This window comes from Aliirhizobium wenxiniae (genome assembly GCF_014201355.1).
In the GTDB taxonomy this organism is placed as follows: Bacteria; Pseudomonadota; Alphaproteobacteria; order Rhizobiales; family Rhizobiaceae; genus Neorhizobium; species Neorhizobium wenxiniae.
In genome coordinates, this window is sequence record NZ_JACHEG010000002.1 from 698188 (window position 1) to 724387 (window position 26200).

Sequence of the window (26200 nt, forward strand, 5' to 3'; positions counted from 1 at the left end):
CTATCGCGCTGTTTACGGGGTCGCGGCAAGCGGCCGATCGCCATTTACCCAGGCCATATCCTCGACCGTCAACGGCACGGAGCGAAGCTCGCGGTTGACGAGGAAGTTTTCGGTCTCCTCGGCGGTGATCGCCAGTTCGATCTCGGCGGCAAACCGTTCCTTGAAGGCGGCGATGATCTCGTCGACGATGACTTCGGGTGCAGATGCGCCTGCGGAGAGGCCGAGCGTGCGGATATTACCGATTTCGTCCCAGTTCAGTTCGGAGGCGCGCTGCACGAGCAGCGAGCGCTTGGCCCCTGCCCGCAGTGCCACTTCGACGAGACGCTTGGAATTGGAGGAGTTCGGAGCGCCTACGACGATGAAGAGATCGCAGCCGGGGGCTGCTTCCTTCACCGCTTCCTGACGGTTGGTGGTGGCATAGCAGATACTGTCGGCGGCCGGCGCCGTCAGGTTGGGAAACCGTTCCTGCAGCTTGGCGATAACGCCCGCCGTGTCGTCGACAGACAGGGTCGTCTGGGTGACATAGCCGAGATTGTCGGGATCTTCCGGCATATAGGCTTCGGCATCGGCGATCGTATCGACGAGCGAGACCGTGCCTTCCGGCAATTGCCCCATCGTACCGATGACTTCCGGGTGGCCGGCATGGCCGATCAGCACGACATGGCGGCCGAGACGCTGGTGACGCATGGCCTGCTTGTGAACCTTGGAGACCAGCGGGCAAGTCGCATCGAGATAGAAGAGGTTGCGCGCCTGCGCATCTTCCGGCACCGATTTCGGCACGCCATGGGCGGAAAACACAACCGGCTGCTGGCGATGTTCTTCCGGGATCTCGTGAAGCTCCTCGACGAAGACAGCGCCCTTGGCTTCCAGTCCCTCGACGACATAGCGGTTATGAACGATCTCGTGGCGGACATAGACCGGCGCACCATATTGTTTCAGCGCCAGCACGACGATCTGGATCGCCCGGTCGACACCTGCGCAGAAACCGCGCGGACCGCAAAGCCTGATCGAAAGAGCCGGTTTGGTGACCTGAATGTTCATTCCGCATCCGCTGTTGGAAAATGCCTAAGGCCTCATATAGGCGAGGCAATCGAGGCGCGCCAACAGAAAATGTCGTTATCGCGCTTCTCCGGCCGGTGATGATGCGGACTTGCGGCTGCGCCACCACATGGCGAAAACCACGGCCAGCAGCGCCGCGGCCAGCCCGTACCACGTCGCGGCATATTGCAGATGGTTGTTGGGAAGCTCGAATTGCGTCACGCCGCCCTTCGGCCAGCCGCCGGGATTGGTAACGGATGCATCGACATCGACGAAAAAGGAAATGACGTCGGAAAGCCCGGTGCTTGCGGCCATGGCATCGAGGTCTTTCCAATAGAAGATGTTCTTGGAGAGATCGTTATCCGGAACCAGCATGGACGGCTTGCCGGAAAGTTTTGCACGGGCGTAACCGGTGATCGCCTGTTCGCCGAACACCTCGCCTGCCGCCCGCGTCGCCGGTTCCTTCATCTCGTAGGGCACAAAGCCGCGATTGACGAAGATTTTGCGGCCGTCCGCCAGCGTCATAGGCGTGTAGACATAAAAGCCGGTACGGCCTTCGAACGTGGCGAAGAAATGCCGTTCCTTCGTGTGATCGAATGTGCCGGAAAGCGCGATGCGGCGATATTCGATGTCGTCACCGGCCGCAGCCCTCTGTTCTATCTCGGATAGCGGCGCGGGATCCCTCGAGCGGCGCTCGGCGATATCGGCGAGAAGGCCCTCCTTCCAGTGCAGTCGTTCGACCTGCCATGTGCCGAGAGTGAGCAGGATGGCGAGGGAGAAGAGAACTACAGTCCCTGTCAGTATGGTGCGAATACTGCTGCGAGAAGTCTCTATCTCGGTCGTCATGGCCTGATCTCGATAGGCGTACCGTTCTCCACTAGCGCCCAGATTTCGTCCATGTCGGCATTGGTCACGGCAATGCACCCATTGGTCCAGTCGAACCATTGGGTGATCGGTGAGAGCCAACCGAAATAATTGCGCTGACCGTGGATCATGATCATGCCGCCCGGATCTTCGCCGATTTTGCGGGCGCGTTCGATATCGGTCGCATTCGGGTAGGATAGGTGAATGGAGCGATGATAGCCGCTTTTGCTGTTGCGCCAATCTAGGACGTAACTACCCTCGGGTGTGCGCTCGTCGCCTTCCTTTTCCTTGTGCCCGACCGGGGAGCCGCCAAGAGCGATGGAATAAGTCCTGACCACCGCATCGCCGTTCATGATCTGCATCCGGCGTTCACCTTTGCTCACCAGCACAAGGGTGGCCTGCTGCGCCATCGCAAATTCCGCCGAGCAGAAAAACGTCAGCGCCAAAGCAATCCATCGCATGATGGCAATTCTCCATTTCGATCGCAGAGCAGCGATCGATCATAAATGAAAAAGGCGGGCGCATGACCGCGTCCGCCCAAATATCTCAAATAGCTCGAACGGTCACAGATGCGCCAGCGGCGCGCCCCAGCCGCCCCAGATATAGATCGAGAAGAACAGGAACAGCCAGACCACGTCGACGAAATGCCAGTACCAGGCGGCGGCCTCGAAGCCGAAATGACGTTCGGGGGTGAAGCCGCCATTGATGGCGCGGATCAGGCAGACGATCAGGAAAATCGTGCCGATCAGGACGTGGAAACCGTGGAAGCCGGTCGCCATGAAGAAGGTGGCGCCGTAGATCGAATTGGCAAATTCGAAGGGGGCGTGGGCATATTCATAGGCCTGCACGGCGGAGAACAGGATGCCGAGGGTGACGGTCAGCGCAAGACCGGTGACCAGACCCTTCCGGTCATTGTGCAGGAGCGCGTGATGCGCCCAGGTCACGCAGGTACCGGAGAGAAGCAAGATGATGGTGTTGTAGAGCGGCAGATGCCAGGGATCGAGAACCTCGATGCCCTTGGGTGGCCATTGCCCGCCCAGCGCCTCGACGCGGGCGGCCTGGATCGCTTCGCCGGGATAAAGGCTGGCGTCGAAAAAGGCCCAGAACCAGGCAACGAAGAACATCACCTCTGAGGCGATGAACATGATCATGCCGTAGCGCAGGTGCAGCGAGACGACCCGCGTGTGGTGGCCTTCATCGCCTTCCTTGATCGTGTCTGCCCACCAGCCGATCATCACATAGAGGATGATCGCCAGACCGATGAAGAAGACCCAAGGGGTGGCCCAATTGAGGCCGAACATGTGGAACTCGGCGCCCTTGAGGTAGCGCATGTAACCGACGCCGCCGAAGGTGATGACGAAAGCACCGATCGCGGCCAGAAGCGGCCAGGGACTCGGATCGATGATGTGGTAGTCGTGATTTTTCTGATGCGCGTCTGCCATGTCAAAATCCCCGATAAATGCCTCTCCACCGCCTGCGGAATTTTCCGCCGGCGTTCCTCTCAAAGCTTGCTGTCCACTTCATTCTTCTTCACCGCCGCGACGGGCTTTGCCGGTTCGCTCGGGTAGAAGGAATAGGACAGGGTAATCGTTCTGATATTCTTCGTTTCCTCCGCCTTGACGATCTCCGGATCGACGTAAAAGACGACGGGCATGGAAACGCTTTCGCCGGGCTGCAGCGTCTGTTCGGTGAAGCAGAAACACTGGACCTTGTTGAAATAGGCACCGGCTTCCATTGGCGTGACGTTGAAGACGGCGGTGCCGGTGGTGGCGACCGGCGAGCGATTGGTCGCCGTATATTCGACCTGGATGGTCTCGCCGATCTTCGGCTGTACCGTTTTCGCCGCCTTGAAATCCCAGTTCAGGCCGCTCGATATGTTGGCATCGAAGGTGACCTGCATGGTGCGGTTAAGCACGGTTGACGAATATTGTTCGACGCGCTGGGTGGTGCCGTTATAGCCGGTGACCTGACAGAAAAGACGGTAGAGCGGAACCGACGCGTAAGCCGCACCGACCATGCCGATAACGAAGACGGCGCAACCGGCAAAGATCGAGGCATTGCTGACCCGTTTCGCCTGCCTTGTCTGACCGCCCTGAATTCCGCCTGCCATGTCGCTCCTCCCTTAGCTCCATTCGGCTCCGTCTACCGGCCTAGTTCCAGAACCCGCCGACCTTGACGAGCGTGATGATGTAGAAAAGGACGCAAAGCCCTGCGAGAACAAGGCCAAGCGCCACATTGCGGTTTCGCCGTGACTTCTTCTGCGTCTCGCTGAGCTTTACGGTTTCGATCACAGAAGTCCTCCGAGGAACCGACCGAGACCGGCCGCCATATGGTCGAAGAGAAGCGCGGAGAAGACCGCGAAGAGATAGAAGATCGAATAGAAGAACATCTTCTTCGCCGGCACCATCTTTTCGTCATCCTCGGGCATACGCAGGACCAGGATGGAATAGTAGATGAAGATGAGGCTCAGAATGCCGGTAAAGATGCCGTAACCGATGCTGGCGAGACCGGTGAAGGTCGGCGCGGCAACGACGGCCGCCATCAGGACCGAATAGACGACCATCTGGATCTTGGTCGAGCGCTGGCCGACGACATTCGGCATCATCGGAATGCCGACGGAGCCGTAGTCACGCATCTTGAAGAGAGCCAGCGCCCAGAAATGCGGCGGGGTCCACATGAAGGTGATCATGAACAGGATAACGCTGTCGAGCGATACGCCACCGGTGACACAGGCCCAGCCGAGCATGGGCGGGAAAGCGCCGGCAGCACCGCCGATCACGATGTTCTGCGGCGTCGAGCGCTTCAGCCACATGGTATAGACCACGGCGTAGAAGAAGATGGTGAAGGCGAGCAGGCCGGCAGCGAACCAGTTGACGGCAAGGCCGAGGATGACAACCGAGAAGGCCGAGAGCGTCAGGCCGAACGCAAGCGCCTCGTTGGGGCGAATGCGGCCGGCAGGGATCGGGCGCTTTGCGGTGCGCGTCATCACCGCATCGATATCGGCATCGTACCACATGTTGAGCGCGCCGGAGGCACCGGCGCCAACGGCGATGCAGAGAATGGAGATGATCGCCAGAACCGGGTTGATCTCACCGGGCGCGAGAACCAGGCCGGCGAAGGCGGTGAAAACCACCAGCGACATGACGCGCGGCTTCAGCAGCGCGAAGAAATCGCGCGCATCGGCTTCCGAAAGGAGCTTTCCTTCCTCGGGCGAAATCGCATGGGTGGGGTCGATAACGGTCATTACACTTCAGATCCTGACGAGATACCGGGCACTGCCAAGGCAGCACCCGGATCGGAATTCCTACTTGATGCGGGGAAGCTGTTCCCATTGGTGATAGGGCGGCGGCGACGACAGCTGCCATTCCAGCGTGGTCGCACCCTCGCCCCAGGGGTTATCACCGGCAACCCGCTTCTTGGCGAAGGCTTCCCATACGCCAAACAGGAAGATGAGTACACCCACGAAGGAGATATACGAACCGACAGAGGAGACGTAGTTCCAGCCGGCGAAAGCATCCGGGTAGTCGATATAACGACGCGGCATGCCGGCGAGGCCGAGGAAATGCTGCGGGAAGAAGACCAGGTTGACGCCGATGAACATGACCCAGAAATGCAGCTTGCCGATCGCTTCGTTATACATGTAGCCGAACATTTTCGGGAACCAGTAATACCAGGCGGCGAAGATGGCGAAGACCGCGCCGAGCGACAGGACGTAGTGGAAATGGGCCACGACGTAATAGGTGTCATGCAGCGAGCGGTCGAGACCGGCATTGGCCAGCTGCACGCCGGTGACGCCGCCGACGGTGAACAGGAAGATGAAGCCGATCGCCCACATCATCGGTGTCGTGAACGTGATCGAACCGCCCCACATCGTCGCGATCCAGGAGAAGATCTTGATGCCGGTCGGAACCGCGATGACCATGGTTGCGAAGACGAAGTAGCGCTGTGCATCGAGCGACAGGCCGACCGTGTACATGTGGTGCGCCCAGACAACAAAGCCGACGGCACCGATCGCCACCATCGCATAGGCCATGCCGAGATAACCGAAGACCGGCTTTTTCGAGAAGGTCGAGACGATGTGGCTGACGATGCCGAAGCCGGGCAGGATCAGGATATAGACTTCCGGATGGCCGAAGAACCAGAACAGGTGCTGGTAGAGGATCGGGTCACCGCCGCCTTCAGGCGAGAAGAAGGTCGTGCCGAAATTGCGGTCGGTCAGCGCCATGGTGATGGCACCGGCAAGAACCGGCAGCGACAGGAGCAGAAGGAAGGCGGTCACCAGCACCGACCAGGCAAACAGCGGCATCTTGTGCAGCGTCATGCCGGGCGCGCGCATGTTCAAAATGGTGGTGATGAAGTTGATCGCGCCGAGAATGGACGAAGCACCGGCAACGTGAAGCGAGAAGATCGCGAGATCCACTGCCGGCCCCGGATGGCCCGAGGTCGAAAGCGGCGGATACATGGTCCAGCCGCCACCCGCGCCATAGGCGCCTGCCGGTCCTTCGACGAACATCGACAGGACAAGCAGAAGGAAGGCCGGGACGATCAGCCAGAAGGAAATGTTGTTCAGACGCGGGAAAGCCATGTCCGGCGCGCCGATCATGATCGGCACCATCCAGTTGGCAAAACCGCCGATCATCGCCGGCATGACCATGAAGAAGATCATGATCAGCGCGTGAGCGGTGGTGAACACATTGAACATGTGCTTGCCGCCATCAATCGCGGCATCACCCTCGAAACCATAGACGATAGAGGCGAGACCGTGGAAAATCTGGATGCCGGGTTCCTGCAGCTCCATGCGCATCGCGACCGACAGAAGACCGCCGATAATACCGGCCATGATCGCGAAGATCAGGTAGAGCGTGCCGATATCCTTGTGATTGGTCGAGAACAGCCAGCGGGCGGCAAAACCCGGCTTGTGGTGATGTTCGCCATGCGCATGCGCGTCGTCATGGGCTGCGCGATGGGAATGGTCGTCGTGATGTGTCGTTTCAGCCATTGATCTCGCCTCCCCTTACTTGACGTCGTTTGCAGCGACATCGACGCCGGCTGCAGTTTTGTTGTCCGCAGATGCCAGAAGCGCCTTGTAGGCTCCCGGCAGATCATTTGCGGCGGCGGCAAGCCAGGCGGTGTATTTGTCTTCGGAGACGACGCGGATCGCGATCGGCATATAGGCGTGGTCCTTGCCACAAAGCTCGGAACACTGTCCGTAATAAAGGCCCTCGCGTTCGGCGCGGAACCAGGTTTCGTTGAGACGCCCCGGCACGGCGTCGATCTTGACGCCGAAAGCCGGCATGGCGAAAGCGTGGATGACATCGGTCGGAGCGGCTGTCACGAGAAGGCGCACGGTCTTGCCGACCGGGATAATCATCTCATTGTCGACGGCGAGAAGGCGCGGATAAACGGCTATGTCCGTCTTGCCGGCAGCAGCGCGATCGGGCTCTTTCAACAGGTAGCTGTCGAAAGCGACAGGCGATGCCCCCTCGCCTTGGCCGGATCCTTCATATTCGTAATTCCACTGCCACTGGGTCGCGGTGGCCTTCACCGTCATGTCAGTCTCGGGAATTTCCAGCTGGGCGTTCAGAAGATTGAAGGACGGGATGGCCAGCATGAAGAGAATCAGCACCGGTGCCACCGTCCAGACGATCTCGATCGTCGTGTTATGGCTGGTGCGCGACGGCGTCGGGTTCTTGTCGGCACGGAATTTCACAGCGACGACGATCAACAGCGCCAGGACGAAAAGCGTGACCGGAACGATGAACCAGAGCGTGTACTTCTCGAACCAGCTTATCTGGTGCATGATCTCGGTTGCCGGCGCCTGAAGCCCCATCTGCCAGGGATGCGGTTGGTCCGCATGCGCCACCGAAGCGCTTACCAGCCCCGCAATCGGGGCGGTGATAAGACAGATGATCGCCATCATCATCGCATAAGCCCTGTTCATCACAAACTTTCTCCCCACGCATGTGATCCAGATCAACTCTTACGCAGTCTCCAAGCTATAGGCTTGGTTCAACCATAGTTTGCTTATATCCGCAACGTCTTGCGACAAATGCCCCTGCGGCATTTTGCGCATTGTGGACGCGCGACATCCTCTGGTTGATTTTCCTCCGTAACAGACCACACCTCCCTCCACAGAGTCGCAGCCTGAAATGAGGATATGCTCTTTCGGCTTACAAATTCCACCAGATTTTGAAGCTGGCGACGTCGTTGTGACTTGAACAGGGTCCTACTTTCGCCGTACTCCGCTGAAAACTCGGCAAGGCTTTCCAATTCGCACCGCGAAAGACAGGATAAGCCGCATTGATTCGAACCAGAGGTTTCCATGGGTCGTCCCTCCCTCATCGGCGCAAGCCTTATTGCCCTCCTTTCGCTGGGCTCGGTCTCTACCGCATTCGCACAGCCGGCACAGACGCCGCCGGTGCCGGGTGCCGCACCGAAAGGTCCCGCCCCGAGCGCGCAGGCTCCGGCACCTGCCCCCACCCCTGGCCCTTCCGGACAGCAGCCTGGCAATGTGAAGGAAAGCCATGGCGCGTGGTCGGTGATCTGTGATCGCCCTGCCGGCGCTTCCGCCGAGCAATGCGCGCTGATGCAGAACGTCATTGCCGAGGACCGGCCGGAAGTCGGGCTTTCGGTCGTCGTGCTCAAGACCGCCGACCGAAAGGCTCGCATCCTGCGCATCCTCGCGCCGCTCGGCGTTCTCCTGAAGGACGGCATGGAGCTCTATGTCGACAACAACAATATCGGTCGCGCCTATTTCACCCGCTGCTTCTCGGAAGGCTGCTATGTGGAAGTGGATATCGACGAGGAACTGATGCGTATCCTGCGCGCCGGCAAGAACGCCGTCTTCGCACTGCGCGAATCCTCCGATCAGGACCGTGTCGGCATTCCCGTCGAACTCAACGGCTTCGGCCCCGGTTACGACGCGCTTCCGTAAAGCGTGAGCGGCGCAAGGCTCGACAGCGCTTGCGCCTCACTCCCGACAGACCTACATCGGTTTTCAGACATTTCGGCCTGAGCGCTAGCGACTGCCGCCAAGGAGTATTTCCATGAACACCGATCTCTTGAGCCTGTTCGACACAGACGAGGCAAAGCTGCGGGCGATCGTCGCCAAGGCGCTTTCAGGCGCCGATGACGGTGAACTCTTCGTCGAACATGCACAGGCGGAATCGCTGACTTTCGACAATGGCCGGCTGAAGGGCGGGTCCTTCAACACCGACCAGGGTTTCGGCCTGCGCTCGGTGGCGGGAGAGGCTGTCGGTTACGCCCATGCGGGCGATCTCAGCGCTGCAGCGCTCGAGCGTGCATCGGATGCTGTTCGTGCGGTCACGGCCGGTTATTCCGGCTCCTATGCGAGCGCCCCGCAGCGGACCAACAAGAAATATTACGGTGATGAAAACCCGATCGGTTCCCCTAGCTTCGAGGCCAAGGCCAAGCTTTTGACCGATATCGACGCCTATCTGCGCAACAAGGATGACAAGGTTCGACAGGTCACCGCGACGATTTCTGCCAGCTGGCAGGTGGTCGACATCCTGCGTGCCGACGGGCACCGGGTGCAGGACATCCGCCCGATGACGCGTATCAACATTTCCGTCGTCGTGGGTGATGGCGACCGGCAGGAATCGGGTTCGTTCGGTACCGGCGGCCGCATCGGCTTCGGTGATTTCGTTGCCGATGGCAACTGGCAGGTCGGCGCAGACGAGGCACTGCGTCAAGCGCTGGTCAATCTCGAAGCAATCGAAGCGCCGGCCGGCACGATGGATGTGGTGCTTTCCTCCGGCTGGCCGGGCGTGATGCTGCACGAGGCAGTCGGCCACGGGCTGGAAGGCGATTTCAACCGCAAGAAAACCTCGGCCTTTGCCGGACTGCTTGGCGAAATGGTCGCCGCTCCAGGCGTCACCGTCGTCGATGACGGAACGATCGACAATCGCCGCGGCTCGATCACGATCGACGACGAAGGCACGCCTTCGGCCTATAACGTGCTGATCGAGAACGGAAAGCTCGTAGGTTACATGCAGGACCGGCAGAATGCCCGGCTGATGGGCATGAAGCCGACAGGCAATGGCCGCCGCCAGGGTTACAGCTCCGTGCCGATGCCGCGGATGACTAACACCTACATGCTCGGTGGCGACAAAACCCCGGAAGAAATCATCGCGTCGGTGAAGAAAGGCGTTTATGCCGTTTCCTTCGGCGGCGGTCAGGTGGATATCACGTCCGGCAAGTTCGTCTTCGGCTGCACCGAGGCCTATCTGATCGAAGACGGCAAGATCGGCCCAGCGATCAAGGGCGCCATGCTGATCGGCAACGGGCCGGATGCGATGAAGCGCGTCTCGATGGTCGGTAACGACATGAAGCTCGATACCGGTATCGGCAATTGCGGCAAGGCCGGCCAGTGGGTTCCGGTCGGTGTCGGTCAGCCGCATCTGCGCATGGATCAGGTCACCGTCGGCGGAACGAAGGCCTGAACATGAGCGACATCGTGATCCGCTCCTTTGACTCCGGCGACGAAGAGGGCGTGATCGGCGTCATCCTGCCTATCCAGCGCGAGGAATTCGGTGTCGCGATCACCGCCGCAGACCAACCGGATCTCGCCGCCATTGCGGATTTTTACCAGTCGGGCAAAGGCGGGTTCTGGGTTGCGGAGAAGGCCGGAAAAATCGTCGGCACGATTTCGCTGAAAGATATCGGTAATGACGAGGCCGCGCTGCGCAAGATGTTCGTCGCAGCAGAGGTTCGCGGCAAGGAATTCGGCGTGGCCGCCCGCCTGCTGGAAACACTGATGGCGCATGCAAGTGCTGTCGGGCTGAAGACGATCCTGCTCGGTACGACCGACAAGTTTCTGGCCGCGCATAGGTTTTACGAGAAGAACGGATTTTCCGAGATCACCGCCCCAGAACTGCCGGCAAGTTTTCCCCGGATGGCGGTAGATACGAAGTTTTATCGACGGATGGTTTGAGGGCGCAAAACTTCGGTGTTGCCGAACAGAATCTCGGCGATATGCTTCGGACATGACAATCTCTCTACATCGCGTCTACGTCTTTCGAAGCCAGGGGTTCGCCCCTGCTGGCGACACTCTGGTATGTGTGGCGCCCGCTGACTGCGTGATTGCCGTTTATGGTGGTGGTGGATCCTTCGACATTGACGGAATTTCCTCAGCTTTCGGCGGTGCCGTTGTTTTCAGGAATGACGAAACAGAACGGTGTTTTTTAGGTGTATGGGGCAAGCGCTACGCATCACGATTTCGCAGCGACTTGCGCCGCCACATGCCGATTTCAATCTGCAATGAGGCTCCCGACGCGCGGCTGACGATGTGGCAAACGGTAGACAGCCGCCCCAAGAAGATCGGGCATACCGGCCTTGATCGAAAGTACGAGAGCGATGCCACCTGAGACATTCGTTCTGAAATTCCTGTCGCCGGAAACGGGATGCTCTGCGCACGAGAAGCGCTTTGAAGCCGAACGGGCGGTTATAGCTTCAATCCTTGATGCAGATATCAGCCAGATAGCGACACACTCATTCTATCCCGAGGAAGTGCAATTGATTGCTCTGACCTCTGCAATCGAACTGCCTCTACCCGAATGGAACGGCGAGGTCATGCTGACGCGGCCACACCGGATCTATGAAGCGCCTTATCTCATCCATACCAATTTCGAGTTGCCGCTGATGCTGGAGGGGCGCAAGCCGTTTGCCATTATCGATGGAGAAGAAGGGTTTGATTGGTTTGAAGCCATGCGCGACCGTTTCAGACCGCATGTCGAAAGCGGCAGGTTCATCGAGAAAATCAAGGCGTTGCATGGCGGTGGGCGAACATTCCTGACTGTCTATTATGCCCTGTCTGGCGAAGAATGGCGTTTTCAGGCCTATGACGACCTGATGGACGGTCCGCGGCCATGGACGGAAGAGATGGAGCGGCGGCAGGGGCATCTGTTTGGCTATACGCCAGAGCAATGTCACTGGTGGATCGCAAACGGCTTTCGGCGTCCATCCCTGATTGCAGGTTCTTGACAGACTGCGCGAAACCGCCACAGGTGGGCGCTCTTTCTCACACCGCAGACCGCCGCCTTGATGACATCCCCTGATCCGTTTTCCGCCTTTCTCGCCACATGGCTTCCAGGTCATTCCGTCGGCGAACTTGCCTTCGTGTTTTTTGCCGCGATGGTCGCGGGGCTCGCGCGTGGTTTTTCAGGGTTTGGCGGGGCGCTGATCTTCGTGCCGCTGGCAAGTGCTGTGACCAGTCCGGCAATCGCGTCCGCCCTGCTGCTCGTCATCGATGGGGTGATGACGCTCGGCATGGTGCCGGAAGGCTGGCGCAAGGCCAACAGGCGCGAGGTGTTTACCATGCTTGCAGGTGCCGTCGTCGGCGTACCGGCGGGAACGGCGGTGCTTTCGCTGCTTCCCTCGATCACGCTGCGCTGGATCATCTCGATCGTCGTGCTCGGCCTGCTCATTTTCCTGATGTCCGGCTGGCGCTATCACGGCCGGCCGAAGACCTGGCTGACCGTTGGTGTCGGCGCGCTTGCCGGGCTGTTCGGCGGGGCGGCGCAGATGTCGGGCCCGCCGATCGTCGCCTATTGGCTGGGCGGTGCGATCGAGCGCAATGTCGTGCGCGCCAATCTGGTTCTCTATTTCGCGCTCGGCACGATCATCTCGGCGACATCCTATATCGTCACCGGCATCCTGACGCTGGAAGTGCTGCTGATCGCGCTCGTCGCCGGCCCCGGTTACGGCATCGGACTTACTTTCGGTTCGCGGATGTTCGGCATAGCCAGCGAAACCACATTCCGCCGCATTTGCTTCATGCTGATCGGCGCAGCCGCGATTATCGGCCTTCCGCTGCTCGACGGTTTGCGATCCTGATAAGCTGCTTGATCGATGTCATCTTCAGCAAGACTTAACCGGGTCTGCATTAGCCTTCGTTATCTGCAGACGGGGCGATAACCGAAACAATGAAGGAACGAGCGAAAGCGATCTGGCGTCGCAACCTGAAGCGATGGATGATCGGCGCCGGGCTGGAGGTATCCTCACTTGCGACCGGAGCCGGCCTGTTGAAGTCGGCGCGCGGTTCGGGCGTTATCTTCACCATGCATCATGTGAGGCCGGAATCCGCCTCGGTCATCGGGCCTAACCGGCATCTGGAAATCACGCCGGAATTCCTCGATGCCGCGATCCTTCGGCTGAAATCACTCGGCTACGATTTCGTAGCACTTTCGGATTTACCGGCACGGCTGGCTGCCCCTTCGACCACGCCGTTTGCAGCCTTTACGCTTGATGACGGGTACCGCAACAATGCGGAATATGCACTGCCCGTTTTCGCCCGACATGGCGTGCCCTTCACCGTCTTCATCGCACAAGGGCTTGCCGAACACCGGCAGCCTCTGTGGTGGGAGATCATGGGCCGACTTCTGCGTGAGCATGATCGCATCAGCTTCGATTTCGGGCGTGGCCTTGAAACGGTGCACTTGAAGACGCCGGTACAGCAGCTCGACACGTCTTTCCGCTTTGCCAGCTATGTCTGGGCTCGCAAAGAGGCCGAAGCCGTCTCAGACCTCTGTCTCCTGGCGGAACGATACGGCATCGATCCGCTTGCCATCACCCGCGAACTTATTATGGGGCCACAGGAACTGCGAGACTTCGCGGCGCATCCGCTCGTTTCGCTCGGCGCTCACACCGTGACACATCGCAAGCTCAGCCGACTTGGCGCCGAAGAAGCCTTGAGAGAGATGCGCAAATCGGCGGAATGGCTGACGGAACTCACGGGCGAGCAACCAACAGCAATTGCATATCCCTATGGAAGCCGGGACGCGATCGGACCGAGGGAATTCCAATCCGCCCGCGATCTCGGTTTTGTGATCGGCCTTACCACACAACCTGGAATGCTGACTGCCGCCGACCTGGGCCGGCCAACCGCCCTGCCGCGCGTCTCGTTGAATGGTTATTATCAGAAGGCGCGCTACGTTGCCGCGCTCGCCTCCGGTATTCCTTTCGCCCTGAAAGGCTAGGGATCAGTTTTTACGCAACCAGACGCAAAACCGGCTCCCACTTTTGCTGGAATTGCTGCTCAGGGGTACATCCGCACCTTGTTCCAATTGCCGGACGGATCGTCGCGACGGAACTCGACGCGGTCATGCAGGCGGAACTGGCGGTCGTGCCAGAATTCGATCGATGTCGGCTGGATACGGAAGCCGGACCAGTAGGACGGCCGCGGGATCTCACCGATCGCATAACGCGCTGCGTATTCGGCGACAGACTTCTCCAGAGCAAAACGCCCTTCGAGCGGACGCGACTGCTTGGACGCCCAGGCGCCGATGCGGCTGCCACGCGGGCGCGACGCATAATAGGCATCCGCCTCGGCATCACTCACGACTTCTACAGGGCCTCGGATACGGACCTGGCGGCGCAATGTTTTCCAGTGGAAACACATGGCAGCTTTTTTCTGCCCGAGGATCTCCTGGCCCTTCTGGCTCTCGAAATTGGTGTAGAAAACGAAGCCCTGCGTATCAAATCCTTTCAACAGGACCATGCGCACGTTAGGTAGGCCATGTTCATCAACCGTTGCAACCGCAACGGCGTTTGGATCGTTAGGCTCGGAGCCTTCCGCATCCTTCAACCAGCGGGCGAAAAGAGCGAAAGGTTCGGATTCTTCGGTGAAGTCACCGGTTGTTAACTCACTTCCAGACATATTGACTTAAATACTCCCAATCTGCTCGAACATGCCCGAGACGAAGCGCCGGACAGGATACAAGGTTGTCAGTGATATCAAAGTGGACCGAAATGACAAAGTGCTGGGGCCGCAAGAGCGGCGCTGCAATTTGCCTCGCCACGCTGACGCTGTCGCTTGCGGGATGCACAAGTAGTCTGGATCTGTTTGGCGGATCGAGCAAGGTCGATCGATCGCTTGCGACGGGAACCGTTGCCGGCAAGCCCCAATCCGAGACAAGCCTTTCCGACGAAGCGACTGTGCGAAACGCCGTCACTTCGGCCGATCTCGTGAAAATGGGCAACACTCCCCTTCCCTGGGCCAATGCCGCGACCGGCAGTGCCGGCGTGGTTTCCGTCATTCAGGAAGACAACGCCCAGGGTCGCGTCTGTCGTGCCTTCAAGACCACGCGTCATTCCTATGAAGGGATCGCCGTTTTTGCTGGCCAGACCTGCATGACCGGAAGCGGCGACTGGATGCTGACGGCTTTCGACCGGCAAGGCTGAGCCAAATTGTCACCCTTGGCCCAATTGTTTCCAAACCACACACCACGTTAACTGATCCTTCACCATGCCTCAGCTGTGAAGCAGCGCTGTAACCACTGATTCAGGACTGCGCCTCTACTCTCTCAATCCGAGAAAATCGGAGCAGCGAGCAGTGCATGATGGCCCTGTGTTGCCCGTGTTTAAGTTTATTATCGGCAGGTTCGCGATTATGCCGGATCTGCCGCCAAAAGCGTAACCGGTGGTCTCACGATGCGTGATCCATATTCCATCCTCGGCGTCAGACGGAACGCCGATGCAGACGAAATCAAGGCGGCCTGGCGGACGAAGGCCAAGACGATTCATCCCGACCACAATCGCGACGATCCGAGTGCAACGGACCGGTTCGCGGAGATCGGGCAGGCTTATGAATTGCTCAAGGATCCTGAGCGGCGCCGGCGTTATGACCGTGCAGCCGACATGCACCAGACGATCATGCAGCAGCGCGATGCGGCAGAGCGCGCCAAGGCTGCGCGCGCCAATGCGGAAAAGGTGATGGAGGAACTGGCAAAGGCCCAGGCTGCCCGCGCCCAGTCCGACACTGCCAAGGCCGACGCCGCCAAGGCTGAACCGAAGGCCGATGCGGCAAAGGCGAAAGCCCAGGGCACCGCAAGCGGACAAGCCAAGCAGCAGACGGGCAAGAAGCCGAGCGAAAGCCCGGAAGAAACCATCGAACGCATTTTCGGCGGCAGCCCCGAGGCACGCGAGCGCGCCAAGGAACATGCCGACACGTCTGAGACCAAGGTCGAAGAAACGACCCCGAAAGATGCGCCGGGGCCGGAAGTCCGCTCCCCGCTGCCGATGATGGCCGTCGACCTGATAGCCAATCTGATGAAGCGTATCCGCGGCACAGCGCCAGTGCCCGAAAAGGCGCCGGATCTTCTGGTCGAGGCGAAGGTGACGGTTGCCGAACTGCTGGCGCTGAAACCGATAACGATCAAGCTCTCGGACGACCGGGAAGTTCGCGTTCCGATCGAGCGGGGCACCACCGACGGACATCAGGTAAGGCTTGCGGGCCAGGGCCTGAAACTGCCCAACATGAAACAGGGCGATCTCGTCGTGACGCTGAATGCGGCCCGCGACGACATCTATATCGTCAGGGATTTCAACCTTCATATCGTGCTGCCCATCTCGCTGCAGGATGCCGTCCTCGGCGGCGAGGCGCAGGTGGAGACACCGGCGGGCCGGCGGACGGTCGAAATTCCCAGCTGGTCCGGATCCGACCGCACGATCACGATCGAAGGGCTCGGCCTTCATGACGCGGCTGGACGCGGCGATCTCGTGGTCGAACTGAGGATCGTGCTTCTGGAAACGCCGGATGCCAAGGTCACCGACCTGATGCGACTGATGCGCGACGGACTGTATCTGTGAGACGGAAAGCGTGACAAAGGGATGACATCATCCCCAGTCACGCATCTATTTTAGGCCATCTTCACAGTTGATGATTTGACGCATGCTTGAACCCTGATGCGGCCTATGCCATAGGCAACATTCATTTTTTCGTGTCAGGGATTACACAATGGTTCAGGCATCCGGCCTTATGGCAGGCAAGCGCGGGCTCATCATGGGCGTTGCGAACAATCGCTCGATTGCATGGGGCATTGCCAAGGCCATCGTCGACAATGGCGGCGAAGTGGCCTTCACCTATCAGGGCGATGCGCTGAAGAAGCGGGTAGAGCCGCTGGCTGCCGAACTGGGCGCCTTCATGGCCGGCCACTGTGATGTCACCGACGAGGCGACGATCGACGAGGTCTTCACCAATATCGAGAAGCATTGGGGCAAGATCGATTTCATCGTTCACGCCATCGGCTTTTCCGACAAGGATGAACTGACCGGCCGTTATGTCGATACCTCGGCTGAAAACTTCGCCAAGACGATGCAGATCTCGGTCTATTCGTTCACCTCGGTTGCACGCCGCGCCGAAAAGCTGATGACCGATGGCGGCTCGATGCTGACCCTCACCTATTACGGTGCGGAAAAGGTCATGCCGAACTACAACGTCATGGGCGTTGCCAAGGCGGCGCTTGAAGCGAGCGTCAAGTATCTCGCCGTCGACCTCGGCCCGAAGAATATCCGCGTCAACGCGATTTCGGCCGGCCCGATCAAGACGCTTGCCGCATCCGGCATCGGTGACTTCCGCTACATCCTGAAATGGAACGAGTATAATGCGCCGCTGCGCCGTACCGTCACCATCGAGGAAATCGGTGACGTCGGTCTCTACATGCTGTCGGACCTGTCGCGCTCGGTGACCGGTGAAGTACACCACGCCGACAGCGGATATCACACGATCGGCATGAAGGCGGTCGACGCCCCGGACATTTCGGTCATCAAGGACTAAGGGAAGTTTGCCGTGCTTATCTATGTGATCCGCCACGGCCAAACGGACTGGAATGCCGAAGGCCGCCTGCAGGGACAGAAGGACATACCGATCAATGCGATCGGGCGTGGACAGGCTAGCCGTAACGGTGAAACGCTTCGCGAACTCGTCGGTTCAGCCGACGGGTTCGATTTCGTTGCTAGCCCCCTTTGGCGCACAAGGGAGACAATGGAACGCATACGGACAGCCATGGGCTTGGACCCGGCGGGCTACCGTACAGATGAACTCCTGAAAGAGCTTTCGTTCGGTGACTGGGAAGGTTTTACCACCGCCGAGATAAAGAAGACGGCTCCGGAGCGACTGCGGGAACGTTCAAAAAACAAGTGGAGCTTCATTCCACCGGGCGAAGATGCCGAGAGTTATGAAATCCTTTCCTGGCGTATAGGCGCATGGCTCGCTTCGCTGAAGGGACCGACGATTTCCGTCAGCCACGGCGGAGTGCTTCGCTCGCTTTTCCGCATCATAGGCAATGTCGATGAAAATGAAGCCGCCAACATGCCGATCCATCAGGACCGTATCGTCAGGATCGAGTTGAGTGACGGTGATGCGGATGACGGAACGGTTGCCAAAGGTTCGATCACCTGGATTTAAGCTGAACGGGCGTCAAATACGTTGAAAGCGCCCGCATTCTCTCACCCCGCTATCAAACGATTTCCAGATCGTCGACGATACGGCTGCCGTCTATCATGGTATAGAAGACCAGAACCTTTACGCCTGCCTTCAATCCTTCGAAATTAAACTCTTCCGGAACCTTGTAGGTCTTGCCGTCATCAAGCGTCAAGCTCAGCGCATTGACGTCCACCTTCTTGATTGTCGCCTCGATATCCGCGCTCTGAGCGAAGCTGTTGAGCGGCGAGAAGATACTTGCGGTAGCGAGCAGCGTGGCGATGAGCATGCGCATCTTGGAGGCCTTTGACGAGGTCCGTGTGTTTCGTTTCGAAGCAAAGATAGCCCTCAGAATGTGGCAAAAGTTGCCCTTGATCATGGCATTTCGCGCGTGAAACGAGGCATTATTATTAACAAAAATATAACAAATACCTTTTTTCAACTTTCCCCATCAAATTCAAAACATCGAAGTCAAGTATTGATTAAACATAATTCGTGGCTCGAAACACGCTGTATCGCGAAATGATAAATTAACACCCCGCCAATACACTATTTCTCGGGCATCCCGGGTTAGAGAAGGGCATTCAGCAGGTGAAATTCAGGCCGCCACACTATTTAAACTGGCACAATATCATTGCCTCGAATCCAATTTCCCTGCTTGCGGCGTTAACAATTTCGCTTTGCATATTTGCGATCGCACTAGGTCTTGATCGGCGCAATACCGAATTCGGGCGTGCCGCCTTGCGCGCAGATGTGGAAAACACAGCCTCTGCTGTGTCGCGTAACCTGACCGGGCGCATCGAGACCGACATCAAAGATGCGCAAGCGCTTGCACAGCGTCTTCTGCGCGAACGGAATGCAACCTCAGACCACCTTAGACATCTCGTCGAGGCAACATTCGACAATCATCGGCATTTTACCGCGGTAGCCTTGGCGCCAGATCTTTCCATATCGCAGATCCACACACCCGAGGGTATTTCGAGCGCGGACGCTTCGCTGCCATTCGACGTCAAACGGTTAAACGCGGACCTGATGGATACCAGGGACAAGACGTCTCCGAGTATCGTCACAGGTTCGCAGGAGAACCATTTGACGCTGGTCGTACCGATTGTGCTGGACGATCAAACGCTTCGCCAGCCCTGGGGCGCGCTTGCCATCGTCATCGACAAGGCTGAGCTTCTGAAGGAAGCGGGAATGATCGTCGACGATGACGCGGGCAGGCCCAGCCCGGTCGATCTTACAAACGTAAACTTCTCGCTGCGAGACAGGGCGAAACCAGACTATTTGGCGTTTTTCGGCGATGACACGGTCGACGATCAATCGCCGTTGACCAAGACGCTGGAGATTGCCGGCTCGCGCTGGGATCTTTCACTTGCCCCGAAGAGCGGCTGGGCTACCCCCCCCGGAAAACCAGTATCACTTCCGGCTATTTCTTGCATTCGGTGCGGTTGCGCTCATCGTGCCAATCGTGGTGGCGACCGGGCTGCTTTCCGAGCGCAACCGAAATATTGCCGAACTGAAAACGCGTGAATCCAGCCTTCTTGATCTTTCGCAGCGCTTCAATCTCGCGATGGAGGCCTCCAACATCGGCATATGGGAGGTCAGCGGCGATGGACTACAACTATTCTTGGACCGACGTGCCAGACTGCTTCACGGCGTAAACTCTCCCCAGGATGTGCAGCGACTGAAGGGGTTGCTGCAGCACGTGGCCATTGAAGACAGAGCGAAGGCGGAAGCCCATTTCCTGAAATGGGCGCGGCTCTACGAATCCTGCACCGAAACCTATCGCATAACCTTGGCTGACGGCGAGGTTCGGCACCTGAGATCCGCCGGCGCACGTTACGAAAACATCGACGGCAGCCACCGCATGACCGGTATCGTCTGGGATGTGAGCGCCGACATGCTGATGGCGCAGACGCTGCGCGACGCCAAGGCCAATACCGAGGTCAAGAACGCCGAGCTCGAGCTAGCGCTGGACGAATTGTCGAGCCGCGAGCGGGAGCTTGAGGAACTGTCCGGCAAGCTCGATCTCGCACTTGCCTCCTATGGCTGCGGCATATGGGAATATACGCCCGGACAGGGCACCGAGACCTGGGACGCACGCATGTGCCAGCTATATGGCATCCCTTTCACCAACGGCATCATAACCCAGGAAAGCTGGCTCAATCTGCTCTTGCCCGAAGACCGGCCGATCGCGATCAACGCATCGAGAGCGTATCTCAGCGGCCAAACGAAGGAGGCATTGGTGGTTCGCGTAGCGCAGGCGGACGGTACGATCCGCTACGTGCGCTCCGTCGGTCAGCTTCACATGGGTAAGGACGGCTCGAAGAAACTCATCGGGCTGGCCTTTGATGTGACGAAGGATACGGCACTCACGGTGGAACTGCAGAAGGCGAAGACGGAAGCAGACGCCAAGAACAGCGAACTCGAAATTGCCAAGAGCAGGATCGAACACAACGCGCTGCATGATCCTTTGACGCTGCTGGCCAATCGGCGCAAGCTCGACATGGAGCTCGACGCTCTGTCGCGCGCTTCCGGCAGACGCAAATTCGCCCTGCTTCACCTCGATCTTGATCGTTTCAAGCAGATCAACGATACGCTGGGACATGCCGCAGGCGACGCGATGCTCGTGCACGCCTCCAAAATCCTGACCCGCAATATCACCGAAAGAGATACAGTTGCTCGCATCGGCGGCGACGAATTCGTCATTTTGGCGCACGACCAGGCAAGCTCGAAGGAGCTTGCGCAACTTGCCGCCCGTATCATTTCCGAGTTCCGCCAGCCGCTTGATTTCGACGGTTTTTCCTGCCGCTGCGGCGTATCGATCGGGATCGCCGAAGCCAATGGCAGTCATGTCGACGCAAGACGTATTCTCGTCAATGCCGATCTGGCGCTTTACCGAGCCAAGGGCATGGGGCGCAACCGCTTCGAATTCTTTACACAAAACCTGCATGCGGAGATTATCGACCATAAGCGGACGGCGGACGAGCTGCTGGCGGCAATCGAGAACCATGAGTTCTCCGCCTGGTACCAGCCGCAGATCAGCGCGGGCACACATAAGCTGACGGGCGTCGAAGCGCTTATCCGCTGGCGGCATCCCCGCCGGGGCCTGCTTGCTCCCGACCAGTTCCTGAAGATCGCAGACGACCTTAACGTGACCGCGACGCTCGATCAGCTGATGCTGGAAACGGTGCTGAAGGACAAGATGCGGTGGGCGGCGATGGGTGTCGCCGTGCCCAGGGTTTCTGTCAACGTGTCGTCGCGACGGCTGCATGACGAACACCTGATCGACATGCTGCGCGGCCTGCAGATCGCACCCGGCGAGATCGCCTTCGAACTGGTGGAATCGATCTTCCTCGATGACAGCGACAGCGCCGTCGTGGCCAATCTGGAGCAGATCAAGGAACTCGGCATCGATGTGGAGATCGATGATTTCGGTACCGGGCACACGTCGATTGTCAGCCTTTTGCGGCTGAAGCCGAAGCGGTTGAAAATCGACAAGCAACTGGTTCTGCCAATCCTTCATTCGCCGCAAGAGCGCGCGCTGGTTCGATCGATCATCGATATAGCCCGCTCGCTCGGCGTCGAAACGGTTGCGGAAGGCGTCGAGACCTTCGAACACGCAAGTCTGCTCGAGGACCTCGGCTGCGATCTTCTGCAGGGTTATGCCTTCGCGCGCGCCCTGCCCTTCGACGATTTCACGCTGAGAGCACAGGAAGGCTGGCAAAGGTCGGTGGCCTGAGCCGCCGGGCCTTAGCCAATTGACCGGACTGGTCACTGGGCTGCTCAACCCAAGGGGTACCGGCGGCGAGCAAGAAAGGCTTGTCCGCGCCCCTGCTTTTGCCTAATAAAGCCTCGATAAAACCGGCGGTTCAAGCGCCCTTGCAGCCAGGCAGCATTCATGTCCCACAATTCGTTCGGCCATCTTTTCCGCGTTACGACCTGGGGCGAAAGCCATGGTCCCGCACTCGGTTGCGTGGTCGATGGCTGCCCTCCCGGCCTGCGTTTCACCCATGCCGACATCCAGGCCTGGATGGACAAGCGCAAGCCCGGCCAATCGCGTTTCGTCACCCAGAGACGCGAGGATGATATCGTCAAGGTTCTTTCCGGCGTGATGTTCGACGAGGATGGCGAGACGATGATCTCGACCGGCACGCCGATCTCGATGCTGATCGAGAATACCGACCAGCGCTCCAAGGATTACGGCGAGATCGCTCGACGCTACCGTCCGGGGCACGCCGACTATACCTACGACGTCAAATACGGCATTCGCGATTACCGCGGCGGCGGACGTTCGTCTGCCCGCGAGACGGCGGCCCGTGTAGCCGCCGGCGGCATTGCACGACTGGTCGTGCCGGGTGTCACCGTGCGCGGCGCGCTCGTCCAGATCGGCAAACACAAGATCAACCGCAATAACTGGGACTGGGTGCAGGTCGACCAGAACCCGTTTTTCTGCCCAGACCCGGAAATGGTGCCGGTATGGGAAGAATATCTCGACGGTATCCGCAAGTCCGGTTCCTCGATCGGCGCGGTTGTCGAAGTGATCGCGGAAGGCGTGCCCGCCGGTCTCGGAGCGCCGATCTACGGCAAGCTCGATCAGGACATCGCCTCGCTGCTGATGTCGATCAATGCGGTCAAGGGCGTCGAGATCGGTGAGGGTTTTGCTTCGGCTGAACTGACCGGCGAGGAGAATGCCGACGAGATGCGGATGGGCAATGACGGCAAGCCGATCTTCCTCTCCAACCACGCGGGCGGCATTCTCGGCGGGATATCAACCGGCGAGGCGGTCGTCGCGCGCTTTGCGATCAAGCCGACCTCGTCGATCCTCACCGAGCGCCAGTCGATCGATGCCGACGGCAACAATGTTGATGTGCGCACCAAGGGCCGCCACGACCCTTGCGTGGGCATCCGCGCCGTGCCGATCGGCGAGGCGATGGTCGCCTGCGCCATTGCAGATCACTATCTTAGGGATCGCGGCCAGACCGGCCGCCTGAAATAGGAATTTTCCCATGGCCTACGATCAGAAGTCCGTCGTTGAAGCCATCCGCGCCTTCGAGGCCGGAGAGATTGTCGTCGTTACCGATGATGACGACCGCGAGAACGAGGGCGACCTGATCGTCGCCGCCGTGCATTGCACGCCCGAAAAGATGGCCTTCATCGTGCGCCATACATCAGGCATCGTCTGTGCGCCGATGCCGCGCGAAGAGGCCAAGCGGCTTAACCTCAATGCCATGGTGGCCGAAAACGACAGCGCCCACACGACGGCCTTTACCGTCAGCGTCGATTTTAAGCATGGTACGACGACCGGCATTTCAGCCGACGATCGGACGCTGACGGTGCGCAACCTTGCCAACCCGAATGTCGGTGCTGCGGATTTCGTCCGCCCCGGCCATATATTCCCGCTGATTTCCCGTGAGGGCGGCGTGCTGATGCGCTCCGGCCATACGGAAGCAGCGACCGACCTCTGCAAGCTCGCTAACCTGCCGCCGATCGGCGTGATTTCCGAGCTCGTCAATGACAACGGCACGGTGATGCGCGGCCAGCAGGTGGCGGCATTTGCCGTGGAGCACGGGTTGAAGCAGGTTTCCGTCGCGGACCTAATTGCCTACCGGCAGCGCAAGGAAACGCTGATCGAGCTGATGTCGTCCTTCGACGTGGTGACCCCGGTCGGCCGCGCCAAGGCGCATGCCTATTCGTTGCCCTGGGATCCGATGCAGCATGTCGCCGTGATCTTCGGCGACATCCGCGACGGTGTCGACATTCCGGTTCGCCTTCATCTCGAAAACGTGGCGCAGGATGTGTTCGGCGCCGAGCGCTCGGTCGAGCGCTACATGAAGATGATCGAGAACGAAGGCCGCGGCGTGATCATCTATCTGCGCGAAGGTTCCGTCGGCGTCGGCCAAACCGAACACGGGCGCAAGATGCGCCAAGACCAGGAAGCCCATGCCGAAGCGCAGGCGCGCGAAAGCGAATGGCTTGAGATCGGGCTTGGCGCGCAGATCCTGAAAGATCTCGGCGTCACTTCGATAAAGCTTCTGACCCGTAGCGAGCGCCACTATGTGGGGCTGGAAGGGTTCGGAATTAGGATCGCCGAGACGGTGATCTGCTGATCTTTCCGATCAAAACCCCTACAATCCCGGGATTGTAACGTCTTTCGTTTCGTCGGATCGTCGCTCATTGTCGGGCGTCGATTTTTCGTGTACGAATAATGGTTAGATTTGTTTGGGATGAGATAAAACGGCAGAGAAACATCGCTCTGCATGGGCTGGATTTCGCCGTTGCTGCTGCGGAATTCGATTTTCGAGATGCTTTGATCGAGCCCAGCTACCCGGGGAAAGATGGTCGTCACCGGTTTCTGGCAATAGGCCCATTGGGTGACGATCTGACCTCGCTCGTTTTCTCAAGACTGGGAAACGAAGCTATCGCAATCATCAGTTTTCGGCCTGCCAGTCGAAGGGAAAGGAAACGTTATGATGAAGCCTAAACCACGTTTCCGGGAGCTTACCGACGAAGAAGAAGAACGTATTCTGAAGGCCGCGGAGGAAGACCCGGACAATCCGCCACTAACCGATGAAGAACTCGCTCGGATGCGGCCGGCACGCGAAGTCATGCCGCCGGAATTCTTCGAGGCCATAGACGAGATGCGCAAAACCCGCGGCCGCCCCAAGGTCGAGGCGCCGAAGGTTGCCGTGACGTTGAGGCTCGATCCTGACGTGCTCGACAGGTTCAAAGCCTCGGGCAAGGACTGGCGCAGCCGCATGGCCGAGGAATTGCGCAAGGCCGCAGGGCTTTAGATCAGCGGCTGGCCGCCAATATCTTCTCGATAAAACGATGCGCCTGCAGCGCATCGTGACCGGAGACGCGCAATGTCTCCTCGCCGGTGATCGAACCGATAAAATTGCCGATCAGGGCGCGATGCATCTCATGACCGAAAGCCATCGGATCGACGCCTGTGCCGATCGACTGTTCGCCGCCCACCTTTGCCACCGTACCATCCATGAACGCCGCTTCCAGCGTGTCGCCGGAGAGGGTGGCCGTGCCTTGCGTGCCGATCAGCTCGATCCGGTCGGGCAGGCCGGGATGGGCCGAGGTCGTGGCGTTCAGCGTGCCGATCGCGCCGCTTTCGAAGGAGAGGCAGGCCGCGACCAGATCCTCGGTCTCCATCCGGTGGATGGGCGTGGTGCGAACGAAGGAGGAGACATCCGTGGGCACGCCGGCATAACTCAGGAGAAGGTCGATCGTGTGGATCGCCTGGGTAAGCAGGACGCCGCCGCCGTCACGCGCCCGCGTTCCCCTGCCCTCGACATCGTAATAGCTTTGCGGCCGCCAGTTGCGAATGGCAGCCGAGGCGCCAACCAGCGTACCGAGGCGGCCGGTGACGACCAGAAGATCGAGCGCGAGTGCGGCCGGGCGAAACCGGTTCTGCAGCACAACGCCCAATTTTACCTTCGCCTTCTCAGCCGCAGCCACAATAGCCTCGGCCCGTTGAAGGCTGATATCCAACGGCTTTTCCAGGAGGATATGTTTTCCTGCCGTTGCGGCTCGCTCGACAAGCTCCAAATGGCTGCTTGGAGGCGTGAGGATCAGCACAGCATCGATATCCGGATCGTCGAAAATGGCGTCGAGACTGTCGGTGACCGGGATCGGGTATTGTGCGGCGAAAGCCTCGCGCCGTGCCGCTGTCGGGCTATAGGCTGCAACGCATCCGACCTGATCGGCAAGATCGAGCAATGCCCGGGCGTGGTGGCCTGCCGCCATGCCAAGACCAATCATCGCCACCTGTAGTTTTGCCATGTCGTATTCCTCCCGATATGCAGCGTCCAAGACTTAACCGGATCTTCGCTGCTTTGCGATGCCGGAACATTCGTCAGTGACATCGGCCTGCCGTGACGAATGGACGCCTTTCATAAACTGCTGCGAAACCGAGCAGGAAAGCGCTCCCGGCGCAATCCCTAATTGCTGTTTATCTTCAACATCTTCGGCGCCGAAGAAAATGACGAGGCCGCGCGAACGGATTTGATTGCTGCGATTTTATCGGAACCAGCCATGCGGGGTTGCAGTTAGTCGAGGGACTTCGTG

General features: G+C 59.1%; 27 protein-coding genes and 1 pseudogene. 16 read left to right on the forward strand and 12 right to left on the reverse strand.

The window, feature by feature from the left end:
* Positions 1–12: 12 nt before the first annotated feature.
* The 9 genes from ispH to coxB form a co-directional block, all read right to left on the reverse strand.
* Positions 13–1041: a 4-hydroxy-3-methylbut-2-enyl diphosphate reductase gene (gene ispH, locus HNQ72_RS11405; protein WP_183992364.1), complete on the reverse strand. Its 1029-nt coding sequence runs from the start codon at positions 1039–1041 to the stop codon at positions 13–15.
* A gap of 75 nt (positions 1042–1116) precedes the next feature.
* Positions 1117–1884 carry an SURF1 family protein gene (locus tag HNQ72_RS11410; RefSeq protein ID WP_183992365.1) on the reverse strand — a complete coding sequence of 256 codons (768 nt, stop codon included), beginning with the start codon at positions 1882–1884 and terminating at the stop codon, positions 1117–1119.
* Positions 1881–2363: a L,D-transpeptidase family protein gene (locus HNQ72_RS11415; RefSeq protein WP_183992366.1), complete on the reverse strand. Its 483-nt coding sequence runs from the start codon at positions 2361–2363 to the stop codon at positions 1881–1883. The genes HNQ72_RS11410 and HNQ72_RS11415 overlap by 4 nt, the downstream gene beginning before the upstream one ends.
* A gap of 102 nt (positions 2364–2465) precedes the next feature.
* Positions 2466–3344, reverse strand: coding sequence for a cytochrome c oxidase subunit 3 (locus HNQ72_RS11420; RefSeq protein ID WP_183992367.1), 879 nt, complete (start codon positions 3342–3344; stop codon positions 2466–2468).
* Positions 3345–3403: 59 nt separating this feature from the next.
* Positions 3404–4012, reverse strand: a complete 609-nt coding sequence (locus HNQ72_RS11425) for a cytochrome c oxidase assembly protein (protein ID WP_183992368.1) — start codon at positions 4010–4012, stop codon at positions 3404–3406.
* Between the two features lie 40 nt (positions 4013–4052).
* A complete protein-coding gene (locus HNQ72_RS11430; RefSeq protein WP_183993165.1) occupies positions 4053–4193 on the reverse strand; it encodes a hypothetical protein in 141 nt (46 codons plus the stop codon).
* Complete coding sequence (gene cyoE, locus HNQ72_RS11435) at positions 4190–5146, reverse strand: heme o synthase (RefSeq protein ID WP_183992369.1); 957 nt, start codon at positions 5144–5146, stop codon at positions 4190–4192. The genes HNQ72_RS11430 and cyoE overlap by 4 nt, the downstream gene beginning before the upstream one ends.
* Positions 5147–5206: 60 nt before the next feature.
* Positions 5207–6901, reverse strand: a complete 1695-nt coding sequence (ctaD, locus tag HNQ72_RS11440; RefSeq protein ID WP_183992370.1) for a cytochrome c oxidase subunit I — start codon at positions 6899–6901, stop codon at positions 5207–5209.
* 15 nt (positions 6902–6916) lie between these two features.
* On the reverse strand, positions 6917–7843 hold the full coding sequence (coxB, locus tag HNQ72_RS11445) for a cytochrome c oxidase subunit II (RefSeq protein WP_183992371.1): 927 nt from the start codon (positions 7841–7843) through the stop codon (positions 6917–6919).
* Positions 7844–8224: 381 nt separating this feature from the next.
* Here coxB and HNQ72_RS11450 point away from each other — a divergent pair, with 381 nt between their 5' ends.
* The 7 genes from HNQ72_RS11450 (at position 8225) to HNQ72_RS11480 (ending at position 13898) form a co-directional block, all read left to right on the forward strand.
* Positions 8225–8836 (forward strand): invasion associated locus B family protein, encoded by a 612-nt coding sequence (locus HNQ72_RS11450; RefSeq protein WP_244654388.1) that lies wholly within the window; start codon positions 8225–8227, stop codon positions 8834–8836.
* Positions 8837–8948: 112 nt separating this feature from the next.
* Positions 8949–10364 carry a metalloprotease TldD gene (gene tldD, locus HNQ72_RS11455; protein ID WP_183992372.1) on the forward strand — a complete coding sequence of 472 codons (1416 nt, stop codon included), beginning with the start codon at positions 8949–8951 and terminating at the stop codon, positions 10362–10364.
* A gap of 2 nt (positions 10365–10366) precedes the next feature.
* Positions 10367–10855 carry a GNAT family N-acetyltransferase gene (locus HNQ72_RS11460; RefSeq protein WP_183992373.1) on the forward strand — a complete coding sequence of 163 codons (489 nt, stop codon included), beginning with the start codon at positions 10367–10369 and terminating at the stop codon, positions 10853–10855.
* Between the two features lie 52 nt (positions 10856–10907).
* Entirely contained in the window at positions 10908–11288 is a 381-nt protein-coding gene (locus HNQ72_RS11465) for a hypothetical protein (protein ID WP_183992374.1), read from the forward strand.
* Positions 11278–11904 carry a hypothetical protein gene (locus tag HNQ72_RS11470; RefSeq protein WP_183992375.1) on the forward strand — a complete coding sequence of 209 codons (627 nt, stop codon included), beginning with the start codon at positions 11278–11280 and terminating at the stop codon, positions 11902–11904. Before HNQ72_RS11465 ends, HNQ72_RS11470 begins: the two co-directional genes overlap by 11 nt.
* Positions 11905–11964: 60 nt before the next feature.
* Positions 11965–12756 carry a sulfite exporter TauE/SafE family protein gene (locus tag HNQ72_RS11475; protein WP_183992376.1) on the forward strand — a complete coding sequence of 264 codons (792 nt, stop codon included), beginning with the start codon at positions 11965–11967 and terminating at the stop codon, positions 12754–12756.
* Between the two features lie 89 nt (positions 12757–12845).
* Positions 12846–13898: a polysaccharide deacetylase family protein gene (locus HNQ72_RS11480; RefSeq protein ID WP_183992377.1), complete on the forward strand. Its 1053-nt coding sequence runs from the start codon at positions 12846–12848 to the stop codon at positions 13896–13898.
* A 59-nt stretch (positions 13899–13957) separates the two neighbouring features.
* Here HNQ72_RS11480 and pdxH read toward each other — a convergent pair whose 3' ends face one another.
* Positions 13958–14578 carry a pyridoxamine 5'-phosphate oxidase gene (pdxH, locus tag HNQ72_RS11485; protein ID WP_183992378.1) on the reverse strand — a complete coding sequence of 207 codons (621 nt, stop codon included), beginning with the start codon at positions 14576–14578 and terminating at the stop codon, positions 13958–13960.
* Positions 14579–14643: 65 nt separating this feature from the next.
* Here pdxH and HNQ72_RS11490 point away from each other — a divergent pair, with 65 nt between their 5' ends.
* The 4 genes from HNQ72_RS11490 (at position 14644) to HNQ72_RS11505 (ending at position 18106) form a co-directional block, all read left to right on the forward strand.
* Positions 14644–15102, forward strand: coding sequence for an RT0821/Lpp0805 family surface protein (locus tag HNQ72_RS11490; RefSeq protein WP_183992379.1), 459 nt, complete (start codon positions 14644–14646; stop codon positions 15100–15102).
* A gap of 249 nt (positions 15103–15351) precedes the next feature.
* The gene (locus HNQ72_RS11495) at positions 15352–16509 is read left to right on the forward strand and encodes a J domain-containing protein (protein WP_183992380.1); all 1158 of its coding nucleotides are present in this window, start codon (positions 15352–15354) and stop codon (positions 16507–16509) included.
* 148 nt (positions 16510–16657) lie between these two features.
* Positions 16658–17476, forward strand: coding sequence for an enoyl-ACP reductase FabI (gene fabI, locus HNQ72_RS11500; protein WP_183992381.1), 819 nt, complete (start codon positions 16658–16660; stop codon positions 17474–17476).
* A gap of 12 nt (positions 17477–17488) precedes the next feature.
* Complete coding sequence (locus tag HNQ72_RS11505; protein WP_183992382.1) at positions 17489–18106, forward strand: histidine phosphatase family protein; 618 nt, start codon at positions 17489–17491, stop codon at positions 18104–18106.
* A gap of 52 nt (positions 18107–18158) precedes the next feature.
* Here the strand turns inward: HNQ72_RS11505 and HNQ72_RS11510 are convergent, their stop codons facing one another.
* Positions 18159–18416 carry a DUF1344 domain-containing protein gene (locus HNQ72_RS11510; protein WP_183992383.1) on the reverse strand — a complete coding sequence of 86 codons (258 nt, stop codon included), beginning with the start codon at positions 18414–18416 and terminating at the stop codon, positions 18159–18161.
* A gap of 941 nt (positions 18417–19357) precedes the next feature.
* On the opposite strand from HNQ72_RS11510, the pseudogene HNQ72_RS11515 reads away from it, so the two are divergent.
* The 5 genes and pseudogenes from HNQ72_RS11515 to HNQ72_RS11535 form a co-directional block, all read left to right on the forward strand.
* Positions 19358–21863 (forward strand): annotated as a pseudogene (locus tag HNQ72_RS11515) (sensor domain-containing protein); the annotation flags it as partial.
* Between the two features lie 159 nt (positions 21864–22022).
* Positions 22023–23120, forward strand: a complete 1098-nt coding sequence (aroC, locus tag HNQ72_RS11520; RefSeq protein ID WP_183992384.1) for a chorismate synthase — start codon at positions 22023–22025, stop codon at positions 23118–23120.
* A 10-nt stretch (positions 23121–23130) separates the two neighbouring features.
* Positions 23131–24231, forward strand: coding sequence for a 3,4-dihydroxy-2-butanone-4-phosphate synthase (ribB, locus tag HNQ72_RS11525; RefSeq protein WP_183992385.1), 1101 nt, complete (start codon positions 23131–23133; stop codon positions 24229–24231).
* A 98-nt stretch (positions 24232–24329) separates the two neighbouring features.
* Positions 24330–24605: a BrnT family toxin gene (locus HNQ72_RS11530; RefSeq protein WP_183992386.1), complete on the forward strand. Its 276-nt coding sequence runs from the start codon at positions 24330–24332 to the stop codon at positions 24603–24605.
* The gene (locus tag HNQ72_RS11535) at positions 24595–24915 is read left to right on the forward strand and encodes a BrnA antitoxin family protein (protein WP_373289427.1); all 321 of its coding nucleotides are present in this window, start codon (positions 24595–24597) and stop codon (positions 24913–24915) included. The genes HNQ72_RS11530 and HNQ72_RS11535 overlap by 11 nt, the downstream gene beginning before the upstream one ends.
* 1 nt (position 24916) lies before the next feature.
* Here HNQ72_RS11535 and HNQ72_RS11540 read toward each other — a convergent pair whose 3' ends face one another.
* Positions 24917–25915 (reverse strand): Gfo/Idh/MocA family protein, encoded by a 999-nt coding sequence (locus HNQ72_RS11540; protein WP_183992388.1) that lies wholly within the window; start codon positions 25913–25915, stop codon positions 24917–24919.
* Between the last annotated feature and the right edge of the window lie 285 nt (positions 25916–26200).

What these genes read in the sequence shown, in the direction of transcription:
- HNQ72_RS11535 (WP_373289427.1), top strand. Translation starts at nt 24,595, where the DNA reads ATGAAGCCTAAACCACGTTTCCGGGAGCTTACCGACGAAGAAGAAGAA.
- cyoE (WP_183992369.1), bottom strand. Translation starts at nt 5,146, where the DNA reads ATGACCGTTATCGACCCCACCCATGCGATTTCGCCCGAGGAAGGAAAG.
- HNQ72_RS11420 (WP_183992367.1), bottom strand. Translation starts at nt 3,344, where the DNA reads ATGGCAGACGCGCATCAGAAAAATCACGACTACCACATCATCGATCCG.
- ispH (WP_183992364.1), bottom strand. Translation starts at nt 1,041, where the DNA reads ATGAACATTCAGGTCACCAAACCGGCTCTTTCGATCAGGCTTTGCGGT.
- coxB (WP_183992371.1), bottom strand. Translation starts at nt 7,843, where the DNA reads ATGAACAGGGCTTATGCGATGATGATGGCGATCATCTGTCTTATCACC.
- HNQ72_RS11480 (WP_183992377.1), top strand. Translation starts at nt 12,846, where the DNA reads ATGAAGGAACGAGCGAAAGCGATCTGGCGTCGCAACCTGAAGCGATGG.
- HNQ72_RS11425 (WP_183992368.1), bottom strand. Translation starts at nt 4,012, where the DNA reads ATGGCAGGCGGAATTCAGGGCGGTCAGACAAGGCAGGCGAAACGGGTC.
- tldD (WP_183992372.1), top strand. Translation starts at nt 8,949, where the DNA reads ATGAACACCGATCTCTTGAGCCTGTTCGACACAGACGAGGCAAAGCTG.
- HNQ72_RS11460 (WP_183992373.1), top strand. Translation starts at nt 10,367, where the DNA reads ATGAGCGACATCGTGATCCGCTCCTTTGACTCCGGCGACGAAGAGGGC.
- HNQ72_RS11410 (WP_183992365.1), bottom strand. Translation starts at nt 1,884, where the DNA reads ATGACGACCGAGATAGAGACTTCTCGCAGCAGTATTCGCACCATACTG.
- HNQ72_RS11415 (WP_183992366.1), bottom strand. Translation starts at nt 2,363, where the DNA reads ATGCGATGGATTGCTTTGGCGCTGACGTTTTTCTGCTCGGCGGAATTT.
- HNQ72_RS11465 (WP_183992374.1), top strand. Translation starts at nt 10,908, where the DNA reads ATGACAATCTCTCTACATCGCGTCTACGTCTTTCGAAGCCAGGGGTTC.
- fabI (WP_183992381.1), top strand. Translation starts at nt 16,658, where the DNA reads ATGGTTCAGGCATCCGGCCTTATGGCAGGCAAGCGCGGGCTCATCATG.
- HNQ72_RS11530 (WP_183992386.1), top strand. Translation starts at nt 24,330, where the DNA reads ATGGTTAGATTTGTTTGGGATGAGATAAAACGGCAGAGAAACATCGCT.
- HNQ72_RS11495 (WP_183992380.1), top strand. Translation starts at nt 15,352, where the DNA reads ATGCGTGATCCATATTCCATCCTCGGCGTCAGACGGAACGCCGATGCA.
- HNQ72_RS11540 (WP_183992388.1), bottom strand. Translation starts at nt 25,915, where the DNA reads ATGGCAAAACTACAGGTGGCGATGATTGGTCTTGGCATGGCGGCAGGC.
- pdxH (WP_183992378.1), bottom strand. Translation starts at nt 14,578, where the DNA reads ATGTCTGGAAGTGAGTTAACAACCGGTGACTTCACCGAAGAATCCGAA.
- ctaD (WP_183992370.1), bottom strand. Translation starts at nt 6,901, where the DNA reads ATGGCTGAAACGACACATCACGACGACCATTCCCATCGCGCAGCCCAT.
- ribB (WP_183992385.1), top strand. Translation starts at nt 23,131, where the DNA reads ATGGCCTACGATCAGAAGTCCGTCGTTGAAGCCATCCGCGCCTTCGAG.
- HNQ72_RS11475 (WP_183992376.1), top strand. Translation starts at nt 11,965, where the DNA reads ATGACATCCCCTGATCCGTTTTCCGCCTTTCTCGCCACATGGCTTCCA.
- aroC (WP_183992384.1), top strand. Translation starts at nt 22,023, where the DNA reads ATGTCCCACAATTCGTTCGGCCATCTTTTCCGCGTTACGACCTGGGGC.
- HNQ72_RS11470 (WP_183992375.1), top strand. Translation starts at nt 11,278, where the DNA reads ATGCCACCTGAGACATTCGTTCTGAAATTCCTGTCGCCGGAAACGGGA.
- HNQ72_RS11510 (WP_183992383.1), bottom strand. Translation starts at nt 18,416, where the DNA reads ATGCGCATGCTCATCGCCACGCTGCTCGCTACCGCAAGTATCTTCTCG.
- HNQ72_RS11450 (WP_244654388.1), top strand. Translation starts at nt 8,225, where the DNA reads ATGGGTCGTCCCTCCCTCATCGGCGCAAGCCTTATTGCCCTCCTTTCG.